The 25,168-nt window shown below is 46.1% G+C and carries 19 protein-coding genes; 9 read left to right on the top strand and 10 right to left on the bottom strand.

Annotation, left to right across the window (positions count from 1 at the left end; translation table 11 throughout):
* Positions 1 to 55 precede the first annotated feature (55 nt).
* The 3 genes from ftsA to BMX95_RS31185 all read left to right on the top strand — a co-directional run bounded on the left by ftsA (position 56) and on the right by BMX95_RS31185 (position 4,731).
* Positions 56 to 1,435, top strand: a complete 1,380-nt coding sequence (ftsA, locus tag BMX95_RS31195) for a cell division protein FtsA (protein WP_081200785.1) — start codon at positions 56 to 58, stop codon at positions 1,433 to 1,435.
* A 196-nt stretch (positions 1,436 to 1,631) separates the two neighbouring features.
* The gene (ftsZ, locus tag BMX95_RS31190) at positions 1,632 to 3,458 is read left to right on the top strand and encodes a cell division protein FtsZ (RefSeq protein WP_081200786.1); all 1,827 of its coding nucleotides are present in this window, start codon (positions 1,632 to 1,634) and stop codon (positions 3,456 to 3,458) included.
* Between the two features lie 346 nt (positions 3,459 to 3,804).
* A complete protein-coding gene (locus BMX95_RS31185) occupies positions 3,805 to 4,731 on the top strand; it encodes a TIGR01777 family oxidoreductase (protein ID WP_081200787.1) in 927 nt (308 codons plus the stop codon).
* Here the strand turns inward: BMX95_RS31185 and BMX95_RS31180 are convergent, their stop codons facing one another.
* The 4 genes from BMX95_RS31180 to BMX95_RS31165 all read right to left on the bottom strand — a co-directional run bounded on the left by BMX95_RS31180 (position 4,732) and on the right by BMX95_RS31165 (position 9,644).
* On the bottom strand, positions 4,732 to 5,535 hold the full coding sequence (locus BMX95_RS31180; protein WP_081200788.1) for an ABC transporter permease: 804 nt from the start codon (positions 5,533 to 5,535) through the stop codon (positions 4,732 to 4,734).
* Position 5,536: 1 nt separating this feature from the next.
* Positions 5,537 to 6,433 (bottom strand): ABC transporter ATP-binding protein, encoded by an 897-nt coding sequence (locus BMX95_RS31175; RefSeq protein ID WP_081200789.1) that lies wholly within the window; start codon positions 6,431 to 6,433, stop codon positions 5,537 to 5,539.
* 81 nt (positions 6,434 to 6,514) lie between these two features.
* Entirely contained in the window at positions 6,515 to 7,180 is a 666-nt protein-coding gene (locus BMX95_RS31170; RefSeq protein ID WP_081200790.1) for a peptidase M10, read from the bottom strand.
* 82 nt (positions 7,181 to 7,262) lie between these two features.
* A complete protein-coding gene (locus BMX95_RS31165) occupies positions 7,263 to 9,644 on the bottom strand; it encodes a 3-hydroxyacyl-CoA dehydrogenase/enoyl-CoA hydratase family protein (protein ID WP_081200791.1) in 2,382 nt (793 codons plus the stop codon).
* A 152-nt stretch (positions 9,645 to 9,796) separates the two neighbouring features.
* On the opposite strand from BMX95_RS31165, the gene BMX95_RS31160 reads away from it, so the two are divergent.
* The gene (locus BMX95_RS31160; protein WP_081200792.1) at positions 9,797 to 11,113 is read left to right on the top strand and encodes a glycerate kinase type-2 family protein; all 1,317 of its coding nucleotides are present in this window, start codon (positions 9,797 to 9,799) and stop codon (positions 11,111 to 11,113) included.
* Positions 11,114 to 11,258: 145 nt separating this feature from the next.
* Here BMX95_RS31160 and BMX95_RS31155 read toward each other — a convergent pair whose 3' ends face one another.
* The 3 genes from BMX95_RS31155 to BMX95_RS35150 form a co-directional block, all read right to left on the bottom strand.
* Positions 11,259 to 12,125, bottom strand: coding sequence for an NAD(P)-dependent oxidoreductase (locus tag BMX95_RS31155; RefSeq protein ID WP_081200793.1), 867 nt, complete (start codon positions 12,123 to 12,125; stop codon positions 11,259 to 11,261).
* Positions 12,126 to 12,203: 78 nt separating this feature from the next.
* On the bottom strand, positions 12,204 to 14,294 hold the full coding sequence (metG, locus tag BMX95_RS31150) for a methionine--tRNA ligase (RefSeq protein WP_081200794.1): 2,091 nt from the start codon (positions 14,292 to 14,294) through the stop codon (positions 12,204 to 12,206).
* A 329-nt stretch (positions 14,295 to 14,623) separates the two neighbouring features.
* Positions 14,624 to 14,794: a hypothetical protein gene (locus BMX95_RS35150; RefSeq protein ID WP_165758944.1), complete on the bottom strand. Its 171-nt coding sequence runs from the start codon at positions 14,792 to 14,794 to the stop codon at positions 14,624 to 14,626.
* 73 nt (positions 14,795 to 14,867) lie between these two features.
* On the opposite strand from BMX95_RS35150, the gene BMX95_RS31145 reads away from it, so the two are divergent.
* The 4 genes from BMX95_RS31145 to BMX95_RS31130 all read left to right on the top strand — a co-directional run bounded on the left by BMX95_RS31145 (position 14,868) and on the right by BMX95_RS31130 (position 19,669).
* Positions 14,868 to 15,890, top strand: a complete 1,023-nt coding sequence (locus BMX95_RS31145) for a S66 peptidase family protein (RefSeq protein ID WP_081200795.1) — start codon at positions 14,868 to 14,870, stop codon at positions 15,888 to 15,890.
* A gap of 47 nt (positions 15,891 to 15,937) precedes the next feature.
* The gene (locus BMX95_RS31140; RefSeq protein ID WP_081200796.1) at positions 15,938 to 16,846 is read left to right on the top strand and encodes a S66 peptidase family protein; all 909 of its coding nucleotides are present in this window, start codon (positions 15,938 to 15,940) and stop codon (positions 16,844 to 16,846) included.
* A gap of 174 nt (positions 16,847 to 17,020) precedes the next feature.
* Positions 17,021 to 18,454, top strand: a complete 1,434-nt coding sequence (locus BMX95_RS31135; protein WP_081200797.1) for a TIGR04222 domain-containing membrane protein — start codon at positions 17,021 to 17,023, stop codon at positions 18,452 to 18,454.
* A 279-nt stretch (positions 18,455 to 18,733) separates the two neighbouring features.
* Positions 18,734 to 19,669, top strand: a complete 936-nt coding sequence (locus BMX95_RS31130; protein ID WP_081200798.1) for a hydrogen peroxide-inducible genes activator — start codon at positions 18,734 to 18,736, stop codon at positions 19,667 to 19,669.
* Here BMX95_RS31130 and BMX95_RS31125 read toward each other — a convergent pair.
* The 3 genes from BMX95_RS31125 to BMX95_RS31115 form a co-directional block, all read right to left on the bottom strand.
* Complete coding sequence (locus tag BMX95_RS31125) at positions 19,662 to 20,468, bottom strand: alpha/beta hydrolase (protein ID WP_081200799.1); 807 nt, start codon at positions 20,466 to 20,468, stop codon at positions 19,662 to 19,664. The two genes, BMX95_RS31130 and BMX95_RS31125, sit on opposite strands and share 8 nt — an antisense overlap.
* 41 nt (positions 20,469 to 20,509) lie before the next feature.
* Positions 20,510 to 21,298, bottom strand: a complete 789-nt coding sequence (locus tag BMX95_RS31120) for an alpha/beta hydrolase (RefSeq protein ID WP_081200800.1) — start codon at positions 21,296 to 21,298, stop codon at positions 20,510 to 20,512.
* Positions 21,299 to 21,364: 66 nt separating this feature from the next.
* Positions 21,365 to 23,350: a KUP/HAK/KT family potassium transporter gene (locus tag BMX95_RS31115; RefSeq protein WP_081200801.1), complete on the bottom strand. Its 1,986-nt coding sequence runs from the start codon at positions 23,348 to 23,350 to the stop codon at positions 21,365 to 21,367.
* Positions 23,351 to 23,589: 239 nt separating this feature from the next.
* Between BMX95_RS31115 and BMX95_RS31110 the strand changes: the two genes are divergently transcribed.
* Entirely contained in the window at positions 23,590 to 25,167 is a 1,578-nt protein-coding gene (locus BMX95_RS31110) for a hypothetical protein (RefSeq protein WP_133053925.1), read from the top strand.
* Position 25,168: the final 1 nt, after the last annotated feature.

The raw sequence follows: 25,168 nt of genomic DNA, 5'->3' as shown, positions 1-25,168 counted from the left end.
GATTGAAGAATTAATATAGGCCACTCCCTATACAACAACTAAAAACAGGATAGATATGCAACACGAACAACAACCCATTATTGTCGGACTGGACATCGGTACGACAAAAATTGCCGCGATTGCCGGTCGAAAGAACGAGTTCGGCAAACTGGAGATCCTCGGTTTTGGCCGGGCAAACTCCAATGGTGTTAAGCACGGACAGGTGCTTAATATCGATGAAACCATCAAGGCCATTACCATGGCACTTGAAAACTGTTATGCATCAAATCCCGGTTTGGAAATCTCTGAGGTATATGTTGGTATTGCAGGTCATCATATAAAAAGCTTGCAAACCCGTGGTGATATTGTGCGTCAGAATAACGACGATGAAATTTCGCAACGTGAGATCGATCAGCTGATCAATGATCAATACAAAACATACATTCCTGCCGGTGATCAGATCATCGATGTGATACCCCAGGAGTTCACAGTTGATAATTTTCAAAATATTCCTAACCCAATTGGCTATGGTGGCGTGAAAATTGGTGCTAATTTCCACATCATCACCGGCGACAAAAATGCCATCCGCAATATTACCCGTGCTGTAGATAAAAGTGGATTGAAAACAAAGGACCTGGTATTGCAACCACTGGCATCTGCCGCAGCCGTTATGGGAATTGAAGACCTGGAAGCTGGGGTGGCTATTGTTGACATTGGTGGTGGTACAACCGACCTGGCTGTGTTCTATGAAGGAATATTAAAACATACTGCTGTTATCCCATTTGGTGGTGAGAACATTACCAACGATATTAAAACAGGCTTGGGTGTATTGAAAACACAGGCTGAGCAAATGAAAGTGCAGTTTGGCAGTGCCCTGGCCAATGAAGCCCGCAGTAATGCCTTCATTACCATACCTGGTTTGCGTGGAATGCCCGCCAAAGAGATCAGTGTAAAGAACCTGGCGAACATCATACAGGCACGTATGAGTGAGATCATGGATTTTGTTACCTATCACTTAAAGCAGGTTGGCCTGGATAACCGCATGCTGAATGGTGGTATCGTATTAACCGGTGGAGGTTCACAATTAAAACACCTGATCCAGTTAACAGAATACGTAACCGGTTTGAATGCCCGCATCGGTTTCCCAACAGAACACCTGGCTGCCGGACATATTGAAGAACTGGCCCGCCCAACTTATTCAACTTGTATCGGTCTTATAATGAAAGGCTACAGCGATTATGAAAATCATCGCAAGCAATTCGAGAACCAGTTCAGGAAAATGGAGATCCCCGAAAACCTGCGCAAAACTGAACTCGTAGAAGAAGATGTTTTTGAAGAGGAAGAGGAATTGCAAACAGAAAAGTTAAGGAATCGCAAGGGGATTAAAGATTTCTGGGGCAAGTTCAAAGATGGTATCATTGAACTGTTCAAGGAAGAAGAAGACCACGCGTTATAATTAATATATATGAGAGTTCCGGCCCACGACACCAATCAACCTATTGAAAAAGAAAATCCGGGGAATATGAAAAATGCCAGCATTACAATGGGTAAACCATTACAATGCAAATTTGTTAAACTAACCCGTTATTATTCTTAATCTGGTCTCAGCAGCGAGTGAAGGGTAGGCTGGTGGGGCTGTTAAACAGTAAGCTATGATTCATTTTGATTTACCGAAGGAAAAATCATCTATACTAAAAGTCATAGGTGTAGGAGGTGGTGGTAGCAATGCGGTTAACCACATGTACGGCCAGCAGATCGAGGGCGTAAATTTTATTATTTGTAACACCGATGCCCAGGCTATAGCAAGAAGCCAGGTGCCTAATAAAGTGCAGTTGGGGCCCCACCTTACACAGGGATTGGGGGCAGGCGCCAATCCGGAAATTGGCCGGCAGGCAACAGAAGAAAGCCTGGAAGAGCTGAAGCGTATTTTGGAAGTAAACACTAAAATGGCGTTTATTACTGCAGGTATGGGTGGTGGCACCGGTACCGGTGGAGCGCCTATTATTGCCAAAATATGTAAGGAATTAGGCATACTTACTGTAGGTATTGTAACTACCCCGTTTTCATATGAAGGTCCAAAACGTCAGGCACAGGCCGAGAATGGCATCAAACAACTGAAACAGTCGGTTGATACCCTGTTGGTGATCAGCAATGACAAATTGCGTCATCAGTTTGGTAACCTGAAAATGAAAGATGCTTTCTCCAAAGCAGATAATGTATTGGCAACTGCTGCTAAATGTATTACGGATGTAATTAATAGCACTGGCCAGATCAACGTTGACTTTGCCGACGTATGTACCATTATGCGTAATGGCGGGGTGGCTATTCTTGGTAGTGCAACTGCCAGGGGTGAAGACCGCGCTATTCGTTGTATTGAAGAAGCGCTGAACTCGCCATTGCTGAACGATAATGATATCCGAGGCGCCAAATGGATATTAATAAATATCAATTCATCGGAAGGTGACCATGAGTTTACCATGGATGAAGTGGAGATCATTCAAAACTATTTATTGAGCCAGGCCGGGGAAGATTCTGATGTGATCCTCGGTATGGGCTACGATGCTGCCCTGGGCGACAAAATAGGCATTACGCTGATCGCTACTGGTTTTGAACATAAAGACCCTTTTAAGAAGGCAACGCCTAAAGTGGAACCTAAGAAGGATGAGAAAATCCTGCTTTCTTTAAACCAACAACCGGAAAAACCTAAAAAGGAGCAACCGGTTGCCGAGCAGGGAGAGAAGGGTGACCTGGAGATCAAACCTGAGCTGGCGCCCCGGTTGATCGATGGCGATTCTACCGTTGCCGAACCTACGATGGAGCTTTATACGAATGACGACGCAGGTAAAAATACTGTGGATAAAAATGAGGCCCCGGAAAGGATCGAATGGGTACTTTCGCAACCATCCGACCCTGTGCCAGCTACACAACAAGCACAAAAAAATCAAAATAATTCTTCGGTGTCTGCAGCATCCGGAGGATACTTGGCCAAGCCTTCCAATATTTATGCAGAACCGAAAACAAACGAATCCAAGGCAGAACACAACCCTGTGAAGGAACCTGTCAGAAACACCAGTGCAAAACCGGTCCAGGAAGATGATGATTCCAATGACCTGCATCTGGTTTTCAAAGATGATATTTCAGCGACGGATGTGCCTGGGGCCTACCATTCTCAACCCCCTGTTAGTGGCGGCAATATTTCTGCAGAGGACCTGGCGATGCTAGACGAAGCAGAAGATCAAAAACGCCGTGCTGCCGAACGAATTCAAAAATTGCGCAATCTTTCGTTCAACATTAACGGAGCAGACCCTAACAACGAGTTTGAAACTGTGCCGGCATACATCCGCCGCAATCTGGAACTGTATAACACATTTTCAAGCGTAGAAAACTTCTACAGCAAGTATGAAGTAAAAACCGACGAAAATAATAATACCCAAATTTCCACGCTGAACACGTTTTTAGATGGAAAGAAACCGGATTAATAATAGTTGTTTAGTATCTATCCCGCCTGGTGTGCTACTGTTGTATTGAGAGTAAAGGTTCATTGAACAGAAGTACCAGGTATAAATCGATTGTTTTAACACAGCGATTGTTGTTTTTAGTTGTAGTCCCCCCGACTAATCGGGGGGATTTTTTATTTGTGAGTAGTGAGTTGTCAGTAGTGAGTTGTGAGTAGTGAGTTAGCCTCCTAAATCCAGGCAATCCGACTATTCGCGAACTCGCGGAAATTAGAGAACTCCGAATATCGGAAACCCACTCACTACTGACAACTCACAACTCACAACTGACAATACATCTTGTATCAGATTCAACTCCTACCTTTGTACTATGGCAACTATATTAATCACCGGCGGCACCGGTACCATAGGCAAAAGCCTGAGTAAGGTCCTGGTTGAAAAACAACACGAAGTAATTATTCTTACCCGCCATCCCCGGCCAGCTTCTGGCGCTGTTTCCTATGCCGCCTGGGACCCTGCCAACCAATCCATTGATATAGCTGCCTTGCAAAAAGCCGATTTTATCATCAACCTCGCTGGTGCCGGTGTGGCCGATAAACGCTGGTCGAAAAAGCGCAAAAAAGAAATTGTTGACAGCCGGGTGCAAAGCGGCCAGCTGCTGGTAAAAGCCATGCAGGAAAATACCAATAAGGTACAGGCTGTGATCAGCATGAGTGGTATTGGCTTTTATGGCGATGATAATAAAAGAAACCCTTCCCAAAAATTCTTTACAGAAAGTGATCCTGCCGATCCCGGCTTTCTGGGAGATACCTGCGTACAATGGGAAAATGCTATCAGACCGGTAACAGCCCTGAACAAACGCCTGGTAATATTTCGCTGTGGCATTGTATTAAGTAATGAAGGCGGTGCCCTGGCAGAGTTTAAGAAACCCGTAAAGGCCGGTGTGGCAACGTTCTTTGGCAGCGGTGATCAGGTGACCAGCTGGATCCACATCGATGATGTGTGCCGGTTGTTTGCACTCGCTATTGAAAAAGAAAGAATACGTGGTGAATACAATATGGTAGCCCCCGAACCGGTGACCAATAAGCACCTGATGCTGACCCTGGCTAAAAAAATGAAAGGGAAGTTTTACATTCCTGTCTATGTTCCTTCTTTCCTGTTGAAACTGGTATTGGGAGAATTAAGTATCGAGATCCTGAAAAGCGCCCGGGTAAGCTGTGAAAAGATCAAAAGCAGCGGCTTCCAGTTTTTATTTCCCACCCTGGAAGTAGCGCTCGACGATCTGTTGAAAAAGTAGTTACATATCGTCTGTCTGAAATTTTCTGACTGTAATAAATAAATACGCAGCCAGGTATATCAGGGCCACAATAAAGATGGCCGTGTAATTGGGCGTTGTAGCCAGGAATTTATTGATCACGCGTTGAATGTGCGGGAACGGGACCATCACATCGGTGGTTTCCAATGGTAAATACCGGCCGGAATAGTCCGCGTATTTGTTTAAGATCAGTACAACGATCTGCTCCAGTACTGTGGAGTAAGCGAAGAATACCCCAATGGCCAATGCGCCTCTTTTAAATAACACTGCCATCAGCACGGCTACCATAATATAGCTCATTGCCTGTAACAGAAAATAACCGATGTAAGAGAAGCCTTCAAAACTAAAAGATGCATCGCCCGACATAAAACCAAAGATAACGGCGGTGATAGCTACCACTACGGTAGATAATAAAGCAAATGCTGCAGCCAGCAATATTTTGGAGGTAATGAATTGTTGGCGCGTCCAGCCATCGATAATGTTTTGTCTGTGTGTTTTAAAACTGTATTCGTTGGTGATGGTGAGGATCATGATCAAACCGGGAATAAACAACAGCCAGCTGCTTACGTGGGCAACTGCCTGCCAAACCGTAGGGAAGGAGTAGGGCGGATTGCCCAACACCATAGTGGCAATTCCCTTTGCCTGGCGTTCAGAATATATTATTAATTGAATGCGATAAATGATATAGTTAGCGCCAAAGATGGTAGCCAGGTAAATGCAAAACAGGATCCAGAAAGCACGGTAGTTCTTCAGCTTCATCCATTCTATAGCTAATAATTGCCCCATGTTATTTAGTGTTTTGCGTAAGTTCAAAGAATTTGGTTTCCAGGCTTTTTTTGCGAAGGCGCAGGTGATGAAGTGTTATACCGTGCTCAAAACAATACCGGTTCAATGCTTCCAGTGAGGCGGTGCCTGCGGCGAAAGTCAATTCAACATGCTGGTCGTTTACATACACCCTTTTGGCGCCCGGGTATTGTTGCAGGATGTTTTGCAATTGCTGCAAATTGGCGGCGCCGGTTTCTACAATTTCATCGGTGATCAGTATTTCATCCACATGCCCATGTGTAAGCAGCGTGCCTTTTTGCAAAATGGCTACATGGGTGCAAACTTTCTCCACCTCATCGAGCAGGTGGCTGGCCATGATAATGGTTTTACCGGCCTGGTGTAACTTTTTGATCAGCTCCCGGGTCTCTGCAATACCTACGGGATCGAGGCCATTGGTGGGTTCATCAAAGATAAGCACATCGGGGTCGCCGAGCAGACTGCTGGCAATAGCCAGTCGTTGTTTCATGCCCAGTGAATAGGTGCTGAATTTAGAGAACTTGCGTTGTTCCAGGTTAACCAGTTCCAACACCCGGTTTATGTCTGCGCTGCCCCGTTGTTTGATAGTAGCCGCTATTGTTAAATTCTGTACTGCGTTCAGGTAATGATAAAAATTGGGTGTTTCCAGCAGGGTACCAATCTGTTGCCGGTGCACATGCGAAGGTTCCTCGTCAAACAGTTTAAACGAACCAGAGGAGGCTTTTAATACATTCAGGACAATACCCAGCAGGGTCGTTTTGCCACTGCCGTTAGGGCCAAGGATGCCGAAAACCGAACCTTTGGGCACGGAAAAAGAAACCCCTTTTAATGCCTGAATAGGGCCGTAATTTTTATGTAGATTCTCAACGGTAAGAATTGCCATGTTTACCTGTTTAACGGGTGTTAGAAGTATGTCGCGGCAGTCACGTAAATATTACCGGTGAAGGGCAGAAAAATCAGGTATTTATGAAACTGCAGGGGTATGCTTTTCATGATACAGGCTGGAAAAGCCACCCACCACCGCCTTGCAATTGGTAAAAAACAGTTTATGTAGTTTTAAGTCTTCTATATCGGCTTGTAATACTTTTCGGTAAACGGGGTTCATGGTACCGCCATTGGTATTATCGCCGGCCCGGGCTTCGGGATTGTATTGAAAGGGCGGGTCAACAATAGTGCCGCGGGGATACATAATACCGGGTATGCCCTTGCCCCTGATGTCGAGGTTGGTAGGATGCACCAACCCGATCGTGTGCCCGTATTCATGGGGTGCGGTAGTGGACGTTTGTAAAAGGTTGTCGAGTTTAAAATAACCGGTATTACTGCCGATGTCATCTACAAAGGAAATGTTGCCGTTGGCAAATTCTTCGATGCGAAAAAAGTTAAAGCGTGGATTATCGTTGTACCAAACCTTTTCGGGGTTAAGATCTGGTTCATAAATGCCATCAATTTCAAATTGAACCGTATACATGTCATCATTGATCTTTATTTGGGCGTTGGGTTCATTCCAGTGTTTGCTAATGTCGTTGGCTATTTGCCAGGATAGATCTTTGCTGGCCGCATCCCCATAAAAGAAGATCACAGAATGTATGATGAGCTGATTAGTGGTAGTATAGAGTTCTGCTTCACCCATTCCCTAAATTAACGAAAAAGGCGTCCCGACTGAACGGAACGCCAAATTTTCTCATGTGACGCCTGGTTATCAATTGTGATTATCAATTGCGGATCGGCTTTCCGCCTTTTAAAACGCTTTGAATTCTTTCCAGGGTTTTCTTCTCGCCACATAGTGAGAGGAAGGCTTCCCGTTCCAGATCCAGTAAATATTGTTCAGATACTAAAGTTTGTTCACTTAAATCGCCGCCACACATTACGTAGGCCAGCTTTTTAGCCACCGTTACATCGTGATCGGTGGCGTAGTTTGCCCGCCACATGCCATTAATACCGGCATATAAAGCGCCCAGTGCCGAACGGCCCAGAACTTTTACATCGGTGCGTTGTATCGGGGTAACATACCCACTGTCGAACAGTTCTATCACACTCTTTTTGCCCTCCGCAATACGCCGACCCTGGTTCAATACTACTTCATCTTTTCCTTTGCGTAAAATGCCCAGTTCAAATGCTTCTGCGGCTGAGGTAGCCACTTTGGCCGTAGCTATGGTAAGAAATCTGTTTTTAAGTGTAATGGTGTCTGGTTCGTCTTCGTGCATTTCATCGGCTGCACGTAACACAAATTCTTTGGTGCCACCACCGCCGGGGATCAGGCCCACGCCTAATTCCACCAACCCAATATAGGTTTCAGCGGCCGCACATACTTTATCGGAATGCAAACTCAACTCACAGGCGCCGCCCAGGGCCAGCGCATGAGGCGCTACCACTACCGGCACGGAGGAATAACGTGCCCGCATCATGGTGTTCTGGAACATGCGAATGGCCATATCCAACTCATCGTATTCCTGCTCAACTGCAAACATAAAAATCATGCCTACATTGGCGCCGGCACTGAAGTTGGGGCTGTCATTGGCAATAACCAGTCCTTTGTATTTTTCTTCCGCTTTAGCAATCGATTTTTGAATAGCTTCCAGCACTTCCCCGCCAATACTGCCCATTTTGGTGTTCCATTCCAATCCTAATACATCATCACCCAAATGGTAGAGGCGGCAGTTGCTGTTTTTCCATACGGTCTGGTTCTCAAAATTTTTCATCACTATAAATGCATCGCCACCGGGCAATGATCTATACGATTTTGAGGCTACATCATAATACAGCCGTTTGCCATTCTCAACTTTGAAGAAGCTTTTTACACCGGCTGCCAGCATATCGTTTACCCAGGGGGCAACAGCATAACCGGCTTCCTTCATTTTCTTTACCGTGCCTTCAACACCCAGTACATCCCAGCTTTCGAAGGCGCCAATTTCCCAGCCAAAACCGGCCATCATGGCGTCGTCTACGCGATAGATCTCATCAGAGATCTCGGGTATACGGTGTGAGATATACGAAAACAGTCCGTAATGAAAATGACGATAGAACTCCCCGGCCTTATCGGCACCCGCCACCAGCGCCTTCAACCTGGTATTAAGGTCATCGATGGGTTTGGCCGCTTCAGCTGTTGCAAACTTTGCTTTGGCGCGGGGTTTATACTCAAATGTTTTTAAATCGAGGGTAAATATTTCCTTTTCCCCTTTCTCTCCCTTTTTCTTGGAGAAGAAGCCCTGTCCGGTTTTGTCGCCCAGCTGATTGCTGGCTACCATTTTCTCTAACCAGGCAGGTATAATAAAGGTATCCCGGTGTTCATCATTGGGACAATTATCATACACCCCTTTGGCTACTTTTACCAGGGTATCGATACCCACCACATCGGCTGTTCTGAACGTGGCCGATTTGGGGCGGCCAATGATGGGGCCGGTCAGCGCATCGATCTCGTCGATGGTCAATCCCATTTTATCAACCAGGCCAAAGATGGCCATGATGCCGTATACGCCTATGCGATTAGCAATGAATGCAGGTGTGTCCTTACATAATACGGTGGTTTTACCTAAGTACAGGTCACCATATTGCATCAGAAAATCAACTACAGCTGCATCAGTATGCGGTGTGGGAATTATTTCGAGTAACCGTAAATAACGGGGCGGATTGAAGAAGTGCGTGCCGCAGAAGTGTTTTTTGAAGTCGTCGCTTCGGCCTTCGGCCATCAGGTGAATAGGAATACCTGAGGTGTTGGAAGTAATAAGCGTGCCCGGCGTTCGGTACTTTTCTACTTCTGCAAAGATTTGTTGTTTGATGTCAAGCCGTTCTACCACTACCTCAATGATCCAGTCGCACCCGGAAATAGCTGATAGGTTATCAGTGAAATTACCGGTGGTGATCTTCTTCACCACATCCTTAGTGTAAACAGGAGAAGGGTTGCTTTTTAAAGCAGCTTGCAGCGCATCGTTAACCAGTTTGTTGCGGGCGGTCTTGTTATTGCTTTCCACAGCTTCTTTCGGCACCATATCTAATAACAACACCTGAACGCCAGTACCTGCGAAATGACAGGCTATACGCGATCCCATAACACCACTGCCCAATACAGCTACTTTTTTAATGATTCGTTTAGTCATAAAAAAATAGTTAGCTAAACAACTATTTCCAAAGATAATGATTTCTGCGAAGCAACCAAGAGCTTTTTATAATTTAGCAGGTTTATAAGTACTATACTTTTGATAAGTATTTGTATAAGTTATTGGCTCTCCGTTAAAAAATTGCCATAAACATGCGTAACGATGCGCTTAAAATTTTTACAGCCGGGGTGCGGGCCGTTCAACCGCAGTATTTATTGCCCAGGCATATGCGCTGGCAGCACCAGCAGCTGCAGTTGGGCGAACAGGTTTTTAAACAGCCTGATCTAAATAAGGTACTTGTAATAGGGGCGGGTAAAGCCAGTGCCGCCATGGCCCGGGAAACCGAGCGCATTTTGGGCAACCGCATCGATGCCGGTATCATTGTTACCAAGTATGAACACACCTTTCCACTAAAGACCATTCAGTGCATAGAAGCGGCGCACCCGGTGCCTGACGATAACAGTGTACAGGCCGGCCGGGAAATAATGCGGTTGCTAAAAAATGCTAATGAAAGGGATGTGGTGATTGCTTTAATAAGCGGCGGCGCATCGGCGCTGCTGGTTGATTGTCCGCCCGGCATACTCCTGAGCGAACTGCAGGCTGTTTTTAACCAGCTGCTGCAATGTGGGGCAACCATTGAAGAAATGAATACCGTGCGAAAACATTTATCGGCCGGTATTAAAGGCGGGCAGCTCCTACGCACCGCCTGGCCGGCTACGGTGGTCAGCTTTATTTTGAGCGATGTGATCGGCGACCCGCTCGATATCATTGCCAGCGGACCAACCGTTGCCGACCGCAGTACATTTGCCGATGCCTGGGAAATAGTTCGCCAATACCAGTTGACGGATAAACTACCGGTGAGTATCATCCGTTGGTTACATTTAGGGTTGAATAAAGAGGTGGCAGAAACCCCTAAACCGGATGATCCCATTTTTACAAAGAGCTTCAATTACCTCATTGGCACCAATCGCATTGCGCTGGAGGCCGCTGCTGCCATGGCCCGGGAGTTACATTATACACCTGTGATAGTAACCGATTCGCTGAAAGGAGAGGCGCGTGATAAGGCGCGGGAGCTGGTAACACAGGTACAGCAGTATGATGGGCCGCGTCCTGCCTGTTTATTATTGGGGGGCGAAACAACTGTTACCATCAACAACCCCGGTAAAGGCGGCCGTAACCAGGAGTTTGCCCTGGCTGCGATGATCGCGTTACAACAAGCTTACCCCGATGGCGGCCAAATGCCGGTTTTACTCAGTGCCGGCACCGATGGGACCGATGGCCCAACCAATGCTGCCGGTGCCATAGTTGATAAAGGGGTATTACAACTGACGGCCCAACGGCGACTGTCACCTGAAAAGTATTTAACTCAAAATGATTCCTGGAACTTCTTTGATCAAACCGGCGGGCATGTTATTACCGGGCCAACACATACTAATGTGATGGATATTATTGTGGTGTTGATACCGTAGGGAAGGGCAGTTGGCAGTGGACAGTAGGCAATGGGGAAAAGGCAGAGGGCAAAAGCATTGTCGCGGCAACTAAAAGCAAGAACATAGAATTCTGAACAGTGTTATTTCCTACTGCCCACTGCCTACTGCCCACTGCCTAGTGCCTTTAATTATTTCCTCCCTGCGATACCGCACTCCAGTCAATCTCGGGATCTTTTTTAATCACTTCCTGCATATGGCGTTTCAATAGATCAGCCAATGGCATGTTTTGTTGAACCTGTTCGGCTTGTGATAAAACCAGGTTAAGGTCTTTTAACCCCAGCTGCATACTAAAGGCGGCGGGTGTAAACTGCTGGTTAACGATGATCCTGCTGTAGTTCTGGTATAAGGGGGTATTGAAAATAGTTTGGGAGAAGAAGGCCCACATCTTTTGGGCATCAACGCCACTATTGCTGGCCAGGGCGGCGCTTTCGCCAATGGCTTCCATGGCAGCGGCGATAGTAAAGTTGCCGCATAATTTAACGGTATTGGCGGCTGTGATGCTGTCGCCAAAATCCCACACGCCGGCGCCACCGGCATCTTTTAACAACTGTTCAAATTGCTGACGCAGTTTGGCATCACCAGATACCACAAAATTCAGTTTACGGGCGCGTGCCGCATCGGGCCGGCCAAACACTGGGGTGGCCAGGTATTGGGAGCCGTTTTGTGTATGCAGTTTGCTTAACTCTTCTGCGGTAAGTGGTAATATGGTGCTCATGGAAAGGTGTACACCGCCGGGCTGCATATTGGCCACTAATCCATCAGCGCCTTCTGTGATTGTTTGCAAAGCTTTATCATCAGATACCATGGTAATGATGAACGCACATGCTGCGGCCAGTGCTTTTACCGATCCAACCTCGATAGCGCCTTTGTCAACCAATGGTTTTGTTTTGGAAGCCGTGCGGTTGTATACATACAACTCATGACCGCTTTCCAGGATGTTCTCTGCTATGGGCGTGCCCAGATTTCCCAATCCAATAAATCCGATTTTCATATAATAGTATTTTAAAAAAGAACCCCACTTGCTTTGCCATTATGCAAAACAAGTGGGGCACAATGGTGAATAAACTATTTAGCTTACTGAAGAACCGTTGTCGATAGCATCGATGGGATTGACGAAATGCAGTTTGCCTGCTTTGTCTTCCGCCATCAATATCATGCCATTGCTTTCGATACCGCGCATTTTGCGGGGGGCCAGGTTGGCTACCACCACCACCTGTTTATTGATGATGTTATCGGGTTGAAAATGTTCTGCGATACCCGATACGATGGTACGGGTTTCAAAACCCAGGTCAACCTGTAATTTTAAGAGCTTATCAGCTTTTGGTACTTTTTCTGCAGCCACAATGGTGCCTACCCGAAGATCGAGTTTGGCAAAATCGTCGTATACGATCTGTGCTTTCAGGGCATCAGGTTGTGTATCGGCGTCGGTGGCTGGTTTTGTTTCCGCGGGTTGTGCCGGTTTAATAAGTCCGGCTTTTAATTTGGCGACCTGTGCTGTTATTTCATCATCTTCAATTTTCCGGAACAGTAACTCTGGTGCACGTAAGCTATAACCCACACTCAGCAATTTTGTTTTACCGGCATTTTCCCAATCCAGCATTTTTTCCACCACCTTCATCAGGTGCAGCATTTTTTTAGCCGTGGTGGGCAGAAAAGGATTGATCAGGATCGCCAGGTTGGCGGTTAACTGTAAACAGATATGCAAACAGTTGTCGATCAGCTTTTGTGCTTCAGGATCTGACTCCAGGCGTTTGGCAACGATCCAGGGTTCTTTTTCCTGCATGTATTTGTTGCCTTTACGGGCCAGGTCAATGACTTCGAACAGGGCATCGCGGAATTTGAAGTTCTCGATACTTTCTTCCACTCTGGTTTTAGCAATCTCAAACTCTGCCAGTATGTTTTTGTCGGTGTTGTCCAGTACATCGGTATGCAATGGGGGAACTTTGCCACCGCACAATTTATGCATCAGCACAAGTGCCCGGTTCACGAAGTTGCCGAAGATACTAACCAGTTCGCTGTTATTACGGTCCTGAAAATCCTTCCAGGTAAAATCATTATCCTTGGTTTCAGGGGCATTGCTGCAAAGCACATACCGCAATACATCTTCGCAACCAGGGAAATCCTGTATATATTCATGCACCCAAACCGCCCAGTTGCGGCTGGTGCTTACTTTATCGCCTTCAATGTTCAGGAACTCATTGGCCGGTACGTTATCGGGCAGTACAAATCCACCGTGTGCTTTTAACATTGCGGGGAAAATGATACAGTGGAAAACGATATTGTCTTTTCCGATAAAGTGTACCAGTTTGGTGTCTTCCTGGCACCAGTAATCAGCCCATTCCTCGGTTAATTCTTTAGTAGCGGAAATATACCCGATTGGCGCATCGAACCATACGTACAGCACTTTGCCTTCGGTATCGGGCAGGGGAACCTTGATGCCCCAACTGCTGTCGCGCGTCATGGCGCGGCTTTGCAGGCCGCTGTCGAGCCAGCTTTTACACTGTCCGTATACGTTGTTTTTCCATTCGGTATGGCCTTCCAGGATCCAGCCCTTCAGCCATTCCTCATAGTTTTGCAGCGGGAAATACCAGTGTTTGGTTTTCCGTTTTACCGGCACAGCATCGCTGAGGGTGCTGCGCGGCTGGATCAATTGCTCAGGACTTAAGGAAGAACCGCAACGTTCGCACTGATCGCCATACGCATTGGGATTGGCGCAAATGGGACAGGTACCGGTAATGTACCGGTCGGCCAGGAACGTATTGGTTTTTTCATCATAAAATTGTTCGGTCTCTTTTTCCTCGAACAGTCCATCGTCGTACAGCTTTTTGAAAAAAGCAGCTGCAGTTTCGTGGTGCACCTGGTTGCTGGTACGGGAATAGATATCGAAAGAAATGCCCATCTGTTCCATACTTTCTTTGATCAGGGCATGGTATTTATCTACAACTTGTTGCGGCGTTACGCCTTCTTTCATGGCGCGAATGGTAATGGGAACCCCATGTTCATCACTGCCACCAATGAATTTGATATCTCTTTTCTGCGCCCGTTGGTAACGCACGTAAATATCAGCCGGTAAATAGCAGCCTGCCAGGTGACCGATGTGCACCGGGCCATTGGCGTATGGCAGGGCCGCTGTGACTAAATAGCGCTTAAAATTGCTCATTTTGGTAATCCTCTTTAGTATTTCTGACTATCAACCTTTTGTGCCCGCCGAATCCGCCAACTGTTGGAGTAGGAGGGCACGAAGGTGGATTGCAAAAATAACGAGTTTCCGGTTACCGGTTGCCAGTTACCCGTTGCAGGGTACAGGTTTTCCGGTTCCAGGTTCTTAGTTCTGGGTTCTGAGTTCTTCGTTCGAGGTTATCGGCCTTCCCCGGCTTCGCCAGCTGGCGGAAGGAGAGGGCCGCGACGCGGTTGCCGTGCAGAGGTGTATTGCTTACAGACGAAGGGAAGAGTTGAAAAGGTTGGGAAAAGAAAGATTTAGGTAAAATGTTAGTTAAGCACCCAGTAACAAATGCCAAACCAAACGGCCACAAAAAACACAATGAACAGCGCATCGCCCGATATTTCAGAAAAACGCTTTTTGCGTATAGCCAGCTGGTATACTACCCAGCCAACAAGGGCCACAGCAACAAATATGGCTTGAATAAAACGTCCGTACATGAAAGTAAATTTAGTGTTTTAGATTCCTGTAGCATAAAACTTTCAGCTATATTTAAAAATCATATCTAAGTACATGAACCGTAAATATTTTTTATCCTCGTTCCTGGTAGCCGGTTTGCCTTTGCCTGGTTGGTCTGCGTGGTGTAGCGATGGCGACTCCGATGCTCCGGCGCCTGTTCTGCCCCGCTATTTAAAACCCGGCGATACAATTGGTATTACCTGTCCGGCCGGCTTTATTACCCTGCCTGAAATACAACCGGCGATGTTGCAAATGATAGAGTGGGGGTTCAACATAAAGGTGGGGGATACGGTAGGAAAAAAGGATTTTACATTCGGCGGTACCGATGAAGAACGGGCGCACGATTTTCAACAAATGATCGACGACCCCAAAGTAAAAGCCATTATGTGTGCCCGTGGGGGCTATGGCTTTGTCCGGATCATCGATAAATTGGATTTCACCAAACTGGTTGCCCACCCCAAATGGATCATCGGCTTCAGCGATATTACCGTTTTGCACTGCCACCTGAACCGGAATTATGGCATTGCCTCCATTCACTCTAAAATGTGTAACAGTTTTCCCGATGACTGGAATAAAGCCGAACCCATTCAAATAGAAACGATCCTCAGCATAAAACAGGCCCTTACCGGGCAGAAGATGAAGTATACCGTACCGGTAAATCCACTGAATAAACCGGGCAGGGCCGAGGGTACCCTCATTGGGGGAAACCTGAAGCTTATTGAAACGCTGGCCGGTACCAAATCCGATCTGCGTACCACCAATAAGATCCTGTTTGTGGAAGATACCGGGGAATACCTGTACAGCATCGACCGCATGTTCTGGAACCTGAAACGTACCGGCAAGCTGGAAAAACTGGCCGGACTGATAGTGGGTGGTTTTAAGATAAAGCCCGACGATCCCGGTGAAGAGTTTGGCCGCACCATTCAGGATATTGTGCTGGAAAAGGTGAAAGATTACCATTATCCTGTGTGTTTCGACTTTCCCGTTGGCCACCAGCGGAATAATTATGCATTAAAATGCGGGGTTAAACACCAGCTGACCGTTTCTAATGAAGATGTAATACTGCGGGAAATTTAAGCGTGAAATGGTTTGCTTATTTTTGCGCATTCGTAATAACAACAACAATGGTAAAAGTTCCTCCTTATTTACAGCCGGGTGATACAATAGCTTTGGTATGTCCTTCAGGATATATGGCAATTGAAAAAGCGCAAACCTGTATCGATGTATTGAAAGAATGGGGTTACAAAGTAAAAGTAGGCACTACCGTTGGCAGCCATTCCACTACTTACTTTTCCGGTACCGATGAGGAACGGCTCATCAATTTTCAACAGATCCTGGACGATGATGATGTGAAGGCCGTGCTCTGCGCCCGTGGGGGTTATGGCTTAAGCCGTATTATCGATCACATCAGTTTCAAAAAATTTAAGAAGAACCCGAAGTGGGTGATCGGGTTTAGCGATATAACCGTGCTGCATTCCCATATCTATGCCAACTATGGCATTGCTACCCTGCATGCACCCATGGCCGGAGCTTTTAACAACGACGGTTATAAGAACGAATATGTACAATCGCTGAAGCATGTAATGGAAGGAGGAAGCATAAAGTATGAAGTGGCCGGCCATGCCTTTAACAGAAAGGGCGAAGCCATAGGCGAGCTCATAGGCGGCAACCTGGCATTGCTGGCGCATTTGGTAGGAACAGCTTCCGATATAAAAACAAAAGGGCGGATCCTGTTCCTGGAAGATGTGGGCGAATACATCTACAATATCGATCGCATGATGCACCAGTTAAAACGCAGTGGTAAACTGGAAAAACTTGCCGGACTGATCATTGGCGGTTTTACCGATACCAAAGATACCGAACGGCCATTCGGACAAACAGTGTATGAAATTATCCGCGATATAGTGAAGGAATACGATTATCCGGTTTGCTTTGACTTCCCTGTAAGCCATGAGAAAGAGAATTATGCGCTGAAGGTAGGAGTTGGGTACAAGTTGAAGGTGGGAAAATCGAAGACAGTGTTGATTAGTTGAGTTGTGAGTGGTGAGTGGGCACGCGAAGTTTCACTTTGTCTTAAGTTCCACGGGAGTTCCACGCGCCATTTATACAGTTCCACAGGTTCCACGGTACTTAACATTTTGGTAATATAGTTTTCCTTGCACGGTTGAATAACTCCGTTATACCTTTGTATAACCAAAGTCAGAATTATGAAAATTGAAGAACACACTGGCCTTTGGAGTAGTATTCAACAATTTCCACTCGATGACCCCAATGCAGCAATTACTTTCTCTCACAAACTGGCTGCAAAGCAAAACTGGTTACCATTCTTTACAGAACGGGTCATTGAAGAATACCGGAAATTCCTCTTCTTGTGTTGTATCTCTCCAAATGGCGCTTCGCCTTCACAGGTTGTAGACGAAGCATGGCACCTGCACCTCACGTACACAAAATCCTATTGGATCGACTTGTGTAAAAACACACTCAACAAAGACATTCACCACCATCCATCCCGGGGAGGGGATGAAGAAGACCACAAACACCATGATTGGTATGCCGAAACCTTACTCCTGTATGAGTCGGTTTTTGGCTCACCACCGCCAGATGACATTTGGCCGCCACCGCAAAATGAATTGCCAATACGAGAACCGGCCTGGCATATCCGAAATGAAGTATTAGTTCTTATTGTAACATTGTTAAGTCTCCCGCTCATTGCAAGTGCCATTCAGCACAACGTTTTATTTCCTTTTGCACTCACGGGGCCCCAGTTTTTATCCTTCTTTCCGTGGCTGGCACTAAGTTGTATTATTAGCTATATCATTCTTCAGGCAGACAAATGCCGGCCTTTACAAAAACTGGCAGATGAACACTTTCCCACTGATGCTACTATTTATCAAACCGCCCAACTCCTCTATGGTAAACACCGGGCTGTGCAAACGGCCATCATAGACCTGATACGAAGGAATCTGATCGAGCTTACTGTTGATAAAAGATTCCTGGTTCATAAAAACAGGTACCATGCGGTGGACAATGAACAGAATCCGCTGATAACCGGGTTGCTAAATGAGCCCAACGACAGTACCAGTTATGAAGGAATAGTCAATAATTGGTTCAATGAAGAGACCGCGAAACACCCGGCTTTGCAAAAGCTGTACTTACTGGCTTATCGCAAAGAGTCTTTCATCAAAAGATACAATCTGCTGATTATTCCTTTTGCAGTGGGGATAGCGAGATTCTGTCAGGGGTTATACCACGAAAGACCGGTAAGTTACCTCATCGCGGAAATGATGGGTTACTCGTTTGTTTGCTACCTTGTTTCAGAGTACTTATCGCGAAAAAGAATAGTACTCGATAAAGTAGAAGTGCTTACAAAGAACAATAAAGGAGTGAATACGTTGTATGATGATTATGTAGTATCCAGTTTCGCACAAAAGGGCGACAGCGCCATCGTATGGTTTGCGGAAGGCGCCCTGCTGGCAAGCATCTTTGCACCTTACCCCGTCCTGAACCATAACAAGGTCGCAGGAAATGATCTCAACGTCAGTAGTTGCAGCAGCTGTAGCAGTGGCGGTGATGGCGGTGGTGGATGTGGCAGCAGCTGTGGCGGCGGATGCGGAGGCTGTGGTGGTGGATGCGGAAGTTAAGGCTATAGTTTTAAGTTCAAAGTTTTAGGTACAACGTTCTACATGTAAATTTTGCCCGCCCCAATAGGCGGGTTTGTTGTTTATATAACTTGCCTGTCAAATTAAAAAAGGTGCATTCCGCCATGATGGAACACACCCTTTAATTGTCAAACTATCCAAGCTATAATTTTCTCCTGTGCTGTTGCTATAATGAAAGATTAGATTGCTTCACAAATGTTCTATAATTTTGTTTATAAAGCAAATTGATTAATATTATAGAACCATAGATAAAATCTATTTATGACCTTTGTACAGTTGGAATATGTGGTAGCAGTAGATACATACCGGCATTTTGCCTCCGCTGCCGAGCATTGTTTTGTTACCCAGCCTACCCTAAGCATGCAGGTACAAAAACTAGAAGAAGAATTGGGTGTAAAGCTCTTCGATCGCAGTAAACAACCTGTTGTGCCTACTGAAATTGGTATAGAGATCATTGAGCAGGCACGCCGCATTCTGTCGGAGAAAAACGTGATCAACGAGCTGGTTCAAACCAAAAAAGGTATCCTCACGGGGGAACTGCGCATCGGTATTATACCCACCCTGGCGCCCTATTTACTCCCCCTGTTCATCCAGAGCTTCTACAAAAAATACCCGCATATAAAACTGGTGGTGCAGGAACTGATGACAGAATACATTGTTACCCGCCTGCGGGAAGGCCGCATCGATGTCGGTATTCTGGTAACGCCTTTACAGGAAAATGGCATCAAGGAACATGTATTGTTTTATGAGGAAATGCTGGCCTATGTTTCCCGTAAAAATGTAGCGTATAAAAAAACGTATGTATTGCCGCAGGACATTGACCCCGAGAAATTATGGTTGCTGGAAGAGGGGCATTGTTTCCGTTCGCAGATCGTAAACCTGTGCGAATTACGCCGCGCCAGTGAAATGGGCACCCATTTCGAATACGAAGCGGGCAGTATTGAAACCCTCCGCCGGATGGTGGAACTGAACGACGGCATCACCATATTACCCGAGCTCTCTACACTCGATATGACGACCCGCCAATCTCAATTGATCAGGCATTTTAAAAAGCCCGCGCCCATGCGCGAAGTAAGTATTGTAGTGCACCGCGATTTTGTAAAAAAGCGATTGATCGAAGCGCTGAAGGAGGAGATCATTAATGCAATACCTGATAAAATAAAACTGAATAAGGATTTGAATGTGGTGCCTATTTAAGTAACGAATCCATTTTTTGTTTATACACCGGGAACGCAGGTAAATCATTATGATGTCCACCTTCAATGGTAACAAACACATCCTGCGGTTTTAAATACGGCTTCAATTGATTGCAATTGCGGATAGGAATGGTATTGTCATCCGTACCATGGAATATAACCACCGGATTGGTGATCTCCTTCAGGTATTGCCAGGTAGGAATTTTAAACTTGATCATATTGTTAACGGGGTATACCGGCAGCCAGCTGCCGATAAGGGAAGGAAAACTGTAATACGGTGATTCCAGGATCAGTGTTTTACAATCGCGCAGGGTGGCCAGCTGGGCCGCAATACCGGTACCCATTGATTTTCCGTATAAAATGATGCTGTCCTTCGAATACTTTGCCTGCGCCAGTTTGTAAAATACCAGCGACCAGTCATACAACTGCTGTTCAGTAAAAGCACCGGTGCTTTTGCCATATCCGGGATAGTCGATCATCCACACCTCATATCCCCGGCTGGTAAAATCGGGGGCTGCCTTCGCATAATGGGCGATGTTTTCCTTATTGCCATGAAAATACAACACCACTCCTTTGGGCTGCGGTTGATTGGCCGCGAATTGAATGATGTTGATGTTCGACTTTTGCGAGTATGGGAGGTTAACTTCCTTAAAAGGATAAGGAAAGGTGTATTGCGAATGTTCGGATAATTCCTGCGGATGGAAGAGGATTTTGTCCTGCCCGTAATAAATGGCAATCCCAATAGTACAATATATGAGAATGAATACTTTAAGCCAGCGGAAGAGGATCTTCTTTTTCATAACTGGGCTGCAAGATAATACTCCTGCGTGGAGTGGAACTATCAATATTTTAGTATGTCCCTGATAAAATTATGATACTCAGGAAAGGAAGGCAGGTTATTATGACGGCCGCCAACGATTCGGATGAGGGTAATTTTATTGGGGTTGATGGCCTGCAGTTTTTCGCTGTGTTTGAGAGGGATCAGGCGGTCGCGGGTACCATGAATGATATAGGTATGGCAGTTTACGTGGCGGATCCATTTATCGGTGCGCAGGTGATATCGTAATACCCAGTTTACAGGCAAAATGGGCAGGAACCGTTTTACCACAATACGGAAATTATAATAAGGGGAATCCAGGATCAGGTAGCGCGGTTTGTTGTCTGATGCGATCTTGGCGGCAAAACCACTGCCGATGCTGCGGTCATAGACAATAATGTGGTGTTCGGGATACTTGCCAATTAAAACATTATAAACAAACTGCATGTCATCCAGCATATCCTTTTCACTGCGTTTGCCGGTACTTTTGCCAAACCCCCGGTAATCAACCAGTACCACATCGTAATCGTACCGGTAAAAATCACGGGCATACTTAGCCCAGCCTTTTATACTGCGGGTATTGCCATGAAAATACAGGATCAGTCCCTTGGGTTCGGCACGGTAAAAGTGCAGCCCATTGATGCGCACACCGGGGGATACATCAAAATTTAATTCATTGAAGGGCACATCGTACCGGAACTGAAAATCGGGAGGTAATCTTTCAGGTTTGAAGATAAAACGGTCCTGGATGAAATAAGCTACTATCGTTAATAGCAACAGGCTTCCGGCAATATAGTAAACGAAAGTTGGCAATAGTTATGGTTACAGTTTACAAGTTACTGTATTTCATCTTTGCCCTCTGCCTTCTGCCCTTTGAATTTACAAACTTTCTTCGCCGTGATAAACCCTTTTCAGGTTCAGGTTGGGTACCGGCGCTACTATAAGCGGGAATTTTTCGATGGTCACGTTGCTGACATCCAAACCAAAACCGCGTTCTTCCGACAGGCTGTATTCCTTCACCATGAAGTACAGGCGCATGATCATCTTCTCGAAGAAAGGCAGTTCGATATCCTGGCTCAGATATTTTTCCATTACAATGAACTGGAAATCGCCTACCACATTGTTCCGTTCCAGGCTTTCGTACCGGCTGGTAATATTCACCTCTTTATTGGCAACCAGGTCGGCCACCACTTTGCGGAACATGAGGTTGATCTTGGGCTCCATTCTGAACCCTAAGCGGAACTCAACCCTGATGATGTCATTGGGGATAATATGATCTACCGAATACTCGCAGGTATAGGGATCGTCGAGGGTATCGACGTGCACAAACCAGTAGATATCGGCCCGTTTGGGCTTTTTATTCAGGATGGAATAAATGATCTTATGCTCAATTTCCTTGGGGTTATTGGCACTGGTAAGGTATACCAGGTGGGTGGCGTACTTGGGTACGGTTTTGTCGTTGCTCAATTCCTGGATCTGGGGGATATAATGTTCCAGGCGAACAAACTCCACATACCGGTTCTTGATCTTACGGCTGCGGTACCAGATGTACATTACAAAGAACAGACAGCCGCCTACCAGCAGGGTTACAAAACCACCATGGGGGAATTTCTCCAGGTTGGCGAACAGGAACGACAGTTCCAGGGTGAAATAAACTATGAGGAACATATAGATCCAAATAGGTTTGGCCCGTCGGCTTACCAGAAAGTTCGCAAACAGGATGGTAGTGGCGAGCATACAGATGGTGATGGCCAAACCATAGGCCGCATCCATATTGCTGGATTTTTTAAAGTATAACACCATGCCCACACAACCCACAAACAACAGCATATTTATGCCGGGTATATACAGCTGGCCCCTTTCTTCGGTGGGGTAATTGATCTTCAGCTTTGGCCACAGGTTCAACCGCATGGCTTCACTGATAAGCGTAAACGACCCGCTGATAAGGGCCTGGCTCGCAATGATGGCTGCGGCAGTGGATATTAAAATGCCCGGGATCAAAAACCAGTGCGGCATAATAGCGTAGAACGGGTTGAACCCGGCACTGATCATATCGTGGGTGATTACTTTACCATGGTAGTTCGAAAGCAGGAAAGCGCCCTGGCCCAGGTAGTTCAGGATCAGCGTGCTTTTAACAAAGATCCAGGAATACCGGATGTTGGCCCGGCCGCAGTGGCCCAGGTCACTATACAGGGCTTCGGCCCCGGTTGTACAAAGGAAAACGGCTCCTAACAGCCAGAAGCCTTTGGGATAATTAGCCAGTAAATCTATTGCGTAATAAGGGCTGAGTGCTTTAAAAATATGCATGTCGTCCAGCAGGTGAGAGGCGCCCAGTAAACCCAGCATACAGAACCAGCAGAACATGATGGGTCCGAACATTTTGCCTATGGATGCGGTACCGAATTGCTGCAGAAAGAACAGTACGCTTAAGATGGCAATAACAATATAAACAATGGTATTATCTTCAATATGGCCAAGGGCCTTGATATTGCGTAAACCTTCGATGGCGGAGGTAACCGAAATGGGTGGAGTGATCATACCGTCGGCCAACAGGGCAGCGCCCCCCAGCATGGCGGGCAGTACCAGCCACCTTCTTTGCCGTCGCACCAGTGCGTATAACGAAAATATGCCCCCTTCGCCGCGGTTATCGGCTTTAAGGGTAAGCACTACGTATTTGAGAGTGGTTTGCAGGGTGAGTGTCCAGATAATACAGGACAATGAACCCAGAATCAATCTTTCATCTATCGTCCGGCCACCTGTAATTGCTGTCAGTACGTATAATGGAGATGTTCCTATATCGCCATAAATAATTCCTAACGCAATTAGTAAAGTGGCAACTGTTACTTTATTTAATTTATTGCCCACGGTAGTTGTCGCTTATCCCGTTTATCAAAGGGTTTTTTGTAAAAATAATAGAACCCCGGGTTAGTAACCCGGGGCGCGCTGATACAAAGGTATACGTAAAAAAATTAATTCTCCACGGTTTTATAACGTCAAATCATTAAGGGAACGAAATTTATGCAGTTTGGGTTGTTTGTGAATCAGGAAAAATGAATGCTTAAATTTATATTGAAAGTTTGGGCAGCCGTTTAACAATCAGTAATTTGGCATATAACATGTATTTCACCATCATGACGAAATATTGCGAAAAAATCGGGCGACAGGCGTTCCTGGTAACGCTGTTGCTGGTTGCCTTTTCCACAATCAGTACCGCTCAGAAGATCACTTATTCCGAAGCAGAACGGGAAGACAGCCGCCGTACAGATTTTGAGATCATCGGTAAAATTGGGCAGAATGTGCTTGTTTTTAAAAATAACCGCAACGAAAACGCCATCAGTGTTTACAACCAGGAGATGAAATTGCTCGACCGGGTGAAAGTGGATGCGTTAGACGACCGGTGGATCAATGTGGATTTTGTGCCCTACACCGATCACGTTTGGATGATCTACCAGTTTCAGCGCAGAAGTATTGTCTATTGCATGGCGGTTAAGCTCGATGCCAATGCCAAACGCCTGACCGAGCCCGTAGAGTTGGATACTACCCGTATCGGCTGGGCTGCCAGCAACAAATTATACAGCACCATCTTCAGCGACGACAAGCAAAAGATCATGGTATTCAAGATCAATAACAAGAACCCGAAAAACTTCCTGTTTACCACCCAGTTGTATAATTCTGAAATGCAATTGCAGAACAAGCACCATATGAGCATGACCATGGAAGAGCGGAACGATTACTTTACCGATTTTCTGCTCGATAACGATGGTGACATGGTCTTCGGCAAGTTTATTCGAAAGAACGGGAGCGATTACATCACCAACCTGGAACTGGTCACTAAAAAGGCAGGGGAGGAGAAGTTCACCGTCAGGGACCTAAACCACAAAGACGAACGGGTGCTGGATGAGGTGAAGGTGAAAATCGATAATACAAACAAGCGTTATGTGTTTTCGGCGCTGTATTATAAACAAAAACGGGGAAATGTAGAAGGATTGTACACCGTGATCTGGGATAAAACGGCCGATTCGGTGCTGAAGGAAATAATGCTCACCTTCAATGACGACCTGCGCAAACAGGCCAAGGGGCCCGATGCCAACCTGCGCATAGCCTTTAATGACTATTTCATTAGTGATATTATCATAAAACGCGACGGCGGTTATATACTTACCGCCGAATCCATGTATACTACATCGCGGGGCGGTACGTTTAATAGGTGGGATTATCTGTATTATAACAATCCCTGGTCGTCGCCACTCGATTATAGTTACTGGTCGCCTTACTATAGTCCCTGGCGGTCGCCGTGGAACCGGTATGGAGGTTCGGCTGCTACCCGGTACCATGCAGAAAACATCATGGTACTGTCGTTCGACAAGGATGAAACCCTGCAATGGAGCAATGTGATCTCCAAAACGCAATTTGACGATGAAACAGATGCGTTGGTATCGCACACACTGATGAATACCGGCGGCGAGTTGCATTTTTTATTTAATTTATACGAACGCAGGACCCTGTTGTTGAACGATCACAGCGTAGGCGCCGATGGTAAAATAACCCGGCATCCCACGTTGAAAAACCTGGAAAGAGGCGTGGAATTCATGCCCAGGCTGGCAAAGCAGATCAGCGCCAGCTCTATTATCGTTCCATGTCAGTACAGAAACTATCTTACTTTCGCCAAAATTGAATTTTAAA

Source organism: Niastella yeongjuensis, from assembly GCF_900110245.1.
Taxonomy (GTDB): Bacteria; Bacteroidota; Bacteroidia; order Chitinophagales; family Chitinophagaceae; genus Niastella; species Niastella yeongjuensis.
This window is presented reverse-complemented; position numbering and strand designations above follow the sequence as displayed.

Bases quoted from the DNA above. Each gene is read 5' to 3' on its own strand.
- BMX95_RS31170 (WP_081200790.1), bottom strand. From the start codon at position 7,180: ATGGGTGAAGCAGAACTCTATACTACCACTAATCAGCTCATCATACAT.
- BMX95_RS31165 (WP_081200791.1), bottom strand. From the start codon at position 9,644: ATGACTAAACGAATCATTAAAAAAGTAGCTGTATTGGGCAGTGGTGTT.
- BMX95_RS31145 (WP_081200795.1), top strand. From the start codon at position 14,868: ATGAACCGTAAATATTTTTTATCCTCGTTCCTGGTAGCCGGTTTGCCT.
- BMX95_RS35150 (WP_165758944.1), bottom strand. From the start codon at position 14,794: ATGTACGGACGTTTTATTCAAGCCATATTTGTTGCTGTGGCCCTTGTT.
- BMX95_RS31185 (WP_081200787.1), top strand. From the start codon at position 3,805: ATGGCAACTATATTAATCACCGGCGGCACCGGTACCATAGGCAAAAGC.
- ftsZ (WP_081200786.1), top strand. From the start codon at position 1,632: ATGATTCATTTTGATTTACCGAAGGAAAAATCATCTATACTAAAAGTC.
- BMX95_RS31125 (WP_081200799.1), bottom strand. From the start codon at position 20,468: ATGAAAAAGAAGATCCTCTTCCGCTGGCTTAAAGTATTCATTCTCATA.
- metG (WP_081200794.1), bottom strand. From the start codon at position 14,294: ATGAGCAATTTTAAGCGCTATTTAGTCACAGCGGCCCTGCCATACGCC.
- BMX95_RS31180 (WP_081200788.1), bottom strand. From the start codon at position 5,535: ATGGGGCAATTATTAGCTATAGAATGGATGAAGCTGAAGAACTACCGT.
- ftsA (WP_081200785.1), top strand. From the start codon at position 56: ATGCAACACGAACAACAACCCATTATTGTCGGACTGGACATCGGTACG.
- BMX95_RS31175 (WP_081200789.1), bottom strand. From the start codon at position 6,433: ATGGCAATTCTTACCGTTGAGAATCTACATAAAAATTACGGCCCTATT.
- BMX95_RS31135 (WP_081200797.1), top strand. From the start codon at position 17,021: ATGAAAATTGAAGAACACACTGGCCTTTGGAGTAGTATTCAACAATTT.
- BMX95_RS31160 (WP_081200792.1), top strand. From the start codon at position 9,797: ATGCGTAACGATGCGCTTAAAATTTTTACAGCCGGGGTGCGGGCCGTT.
- BMX95_RS31155 (WP_081200793.1), bottom strand. From the start codon at position 12,125: ATGAAAATCGGATTTATTGGATTGGGAAATCTGGGCACGCCCATAGCA.
- BMX95_RS31140 (WP_081200796.1), top strand. From the start codon at position 15,938: ATGGTAAAAGTTCCTCCTTATTTACAGCCGGGTGATACAATAGCTTTG.
- BMX95_RS31130 (WP_081200798.1), top strand. From the start codon at position 18,734: ATGACCTTTGTACAGTTGGAATATGTGGTAGCAGTAGATACATACCGG.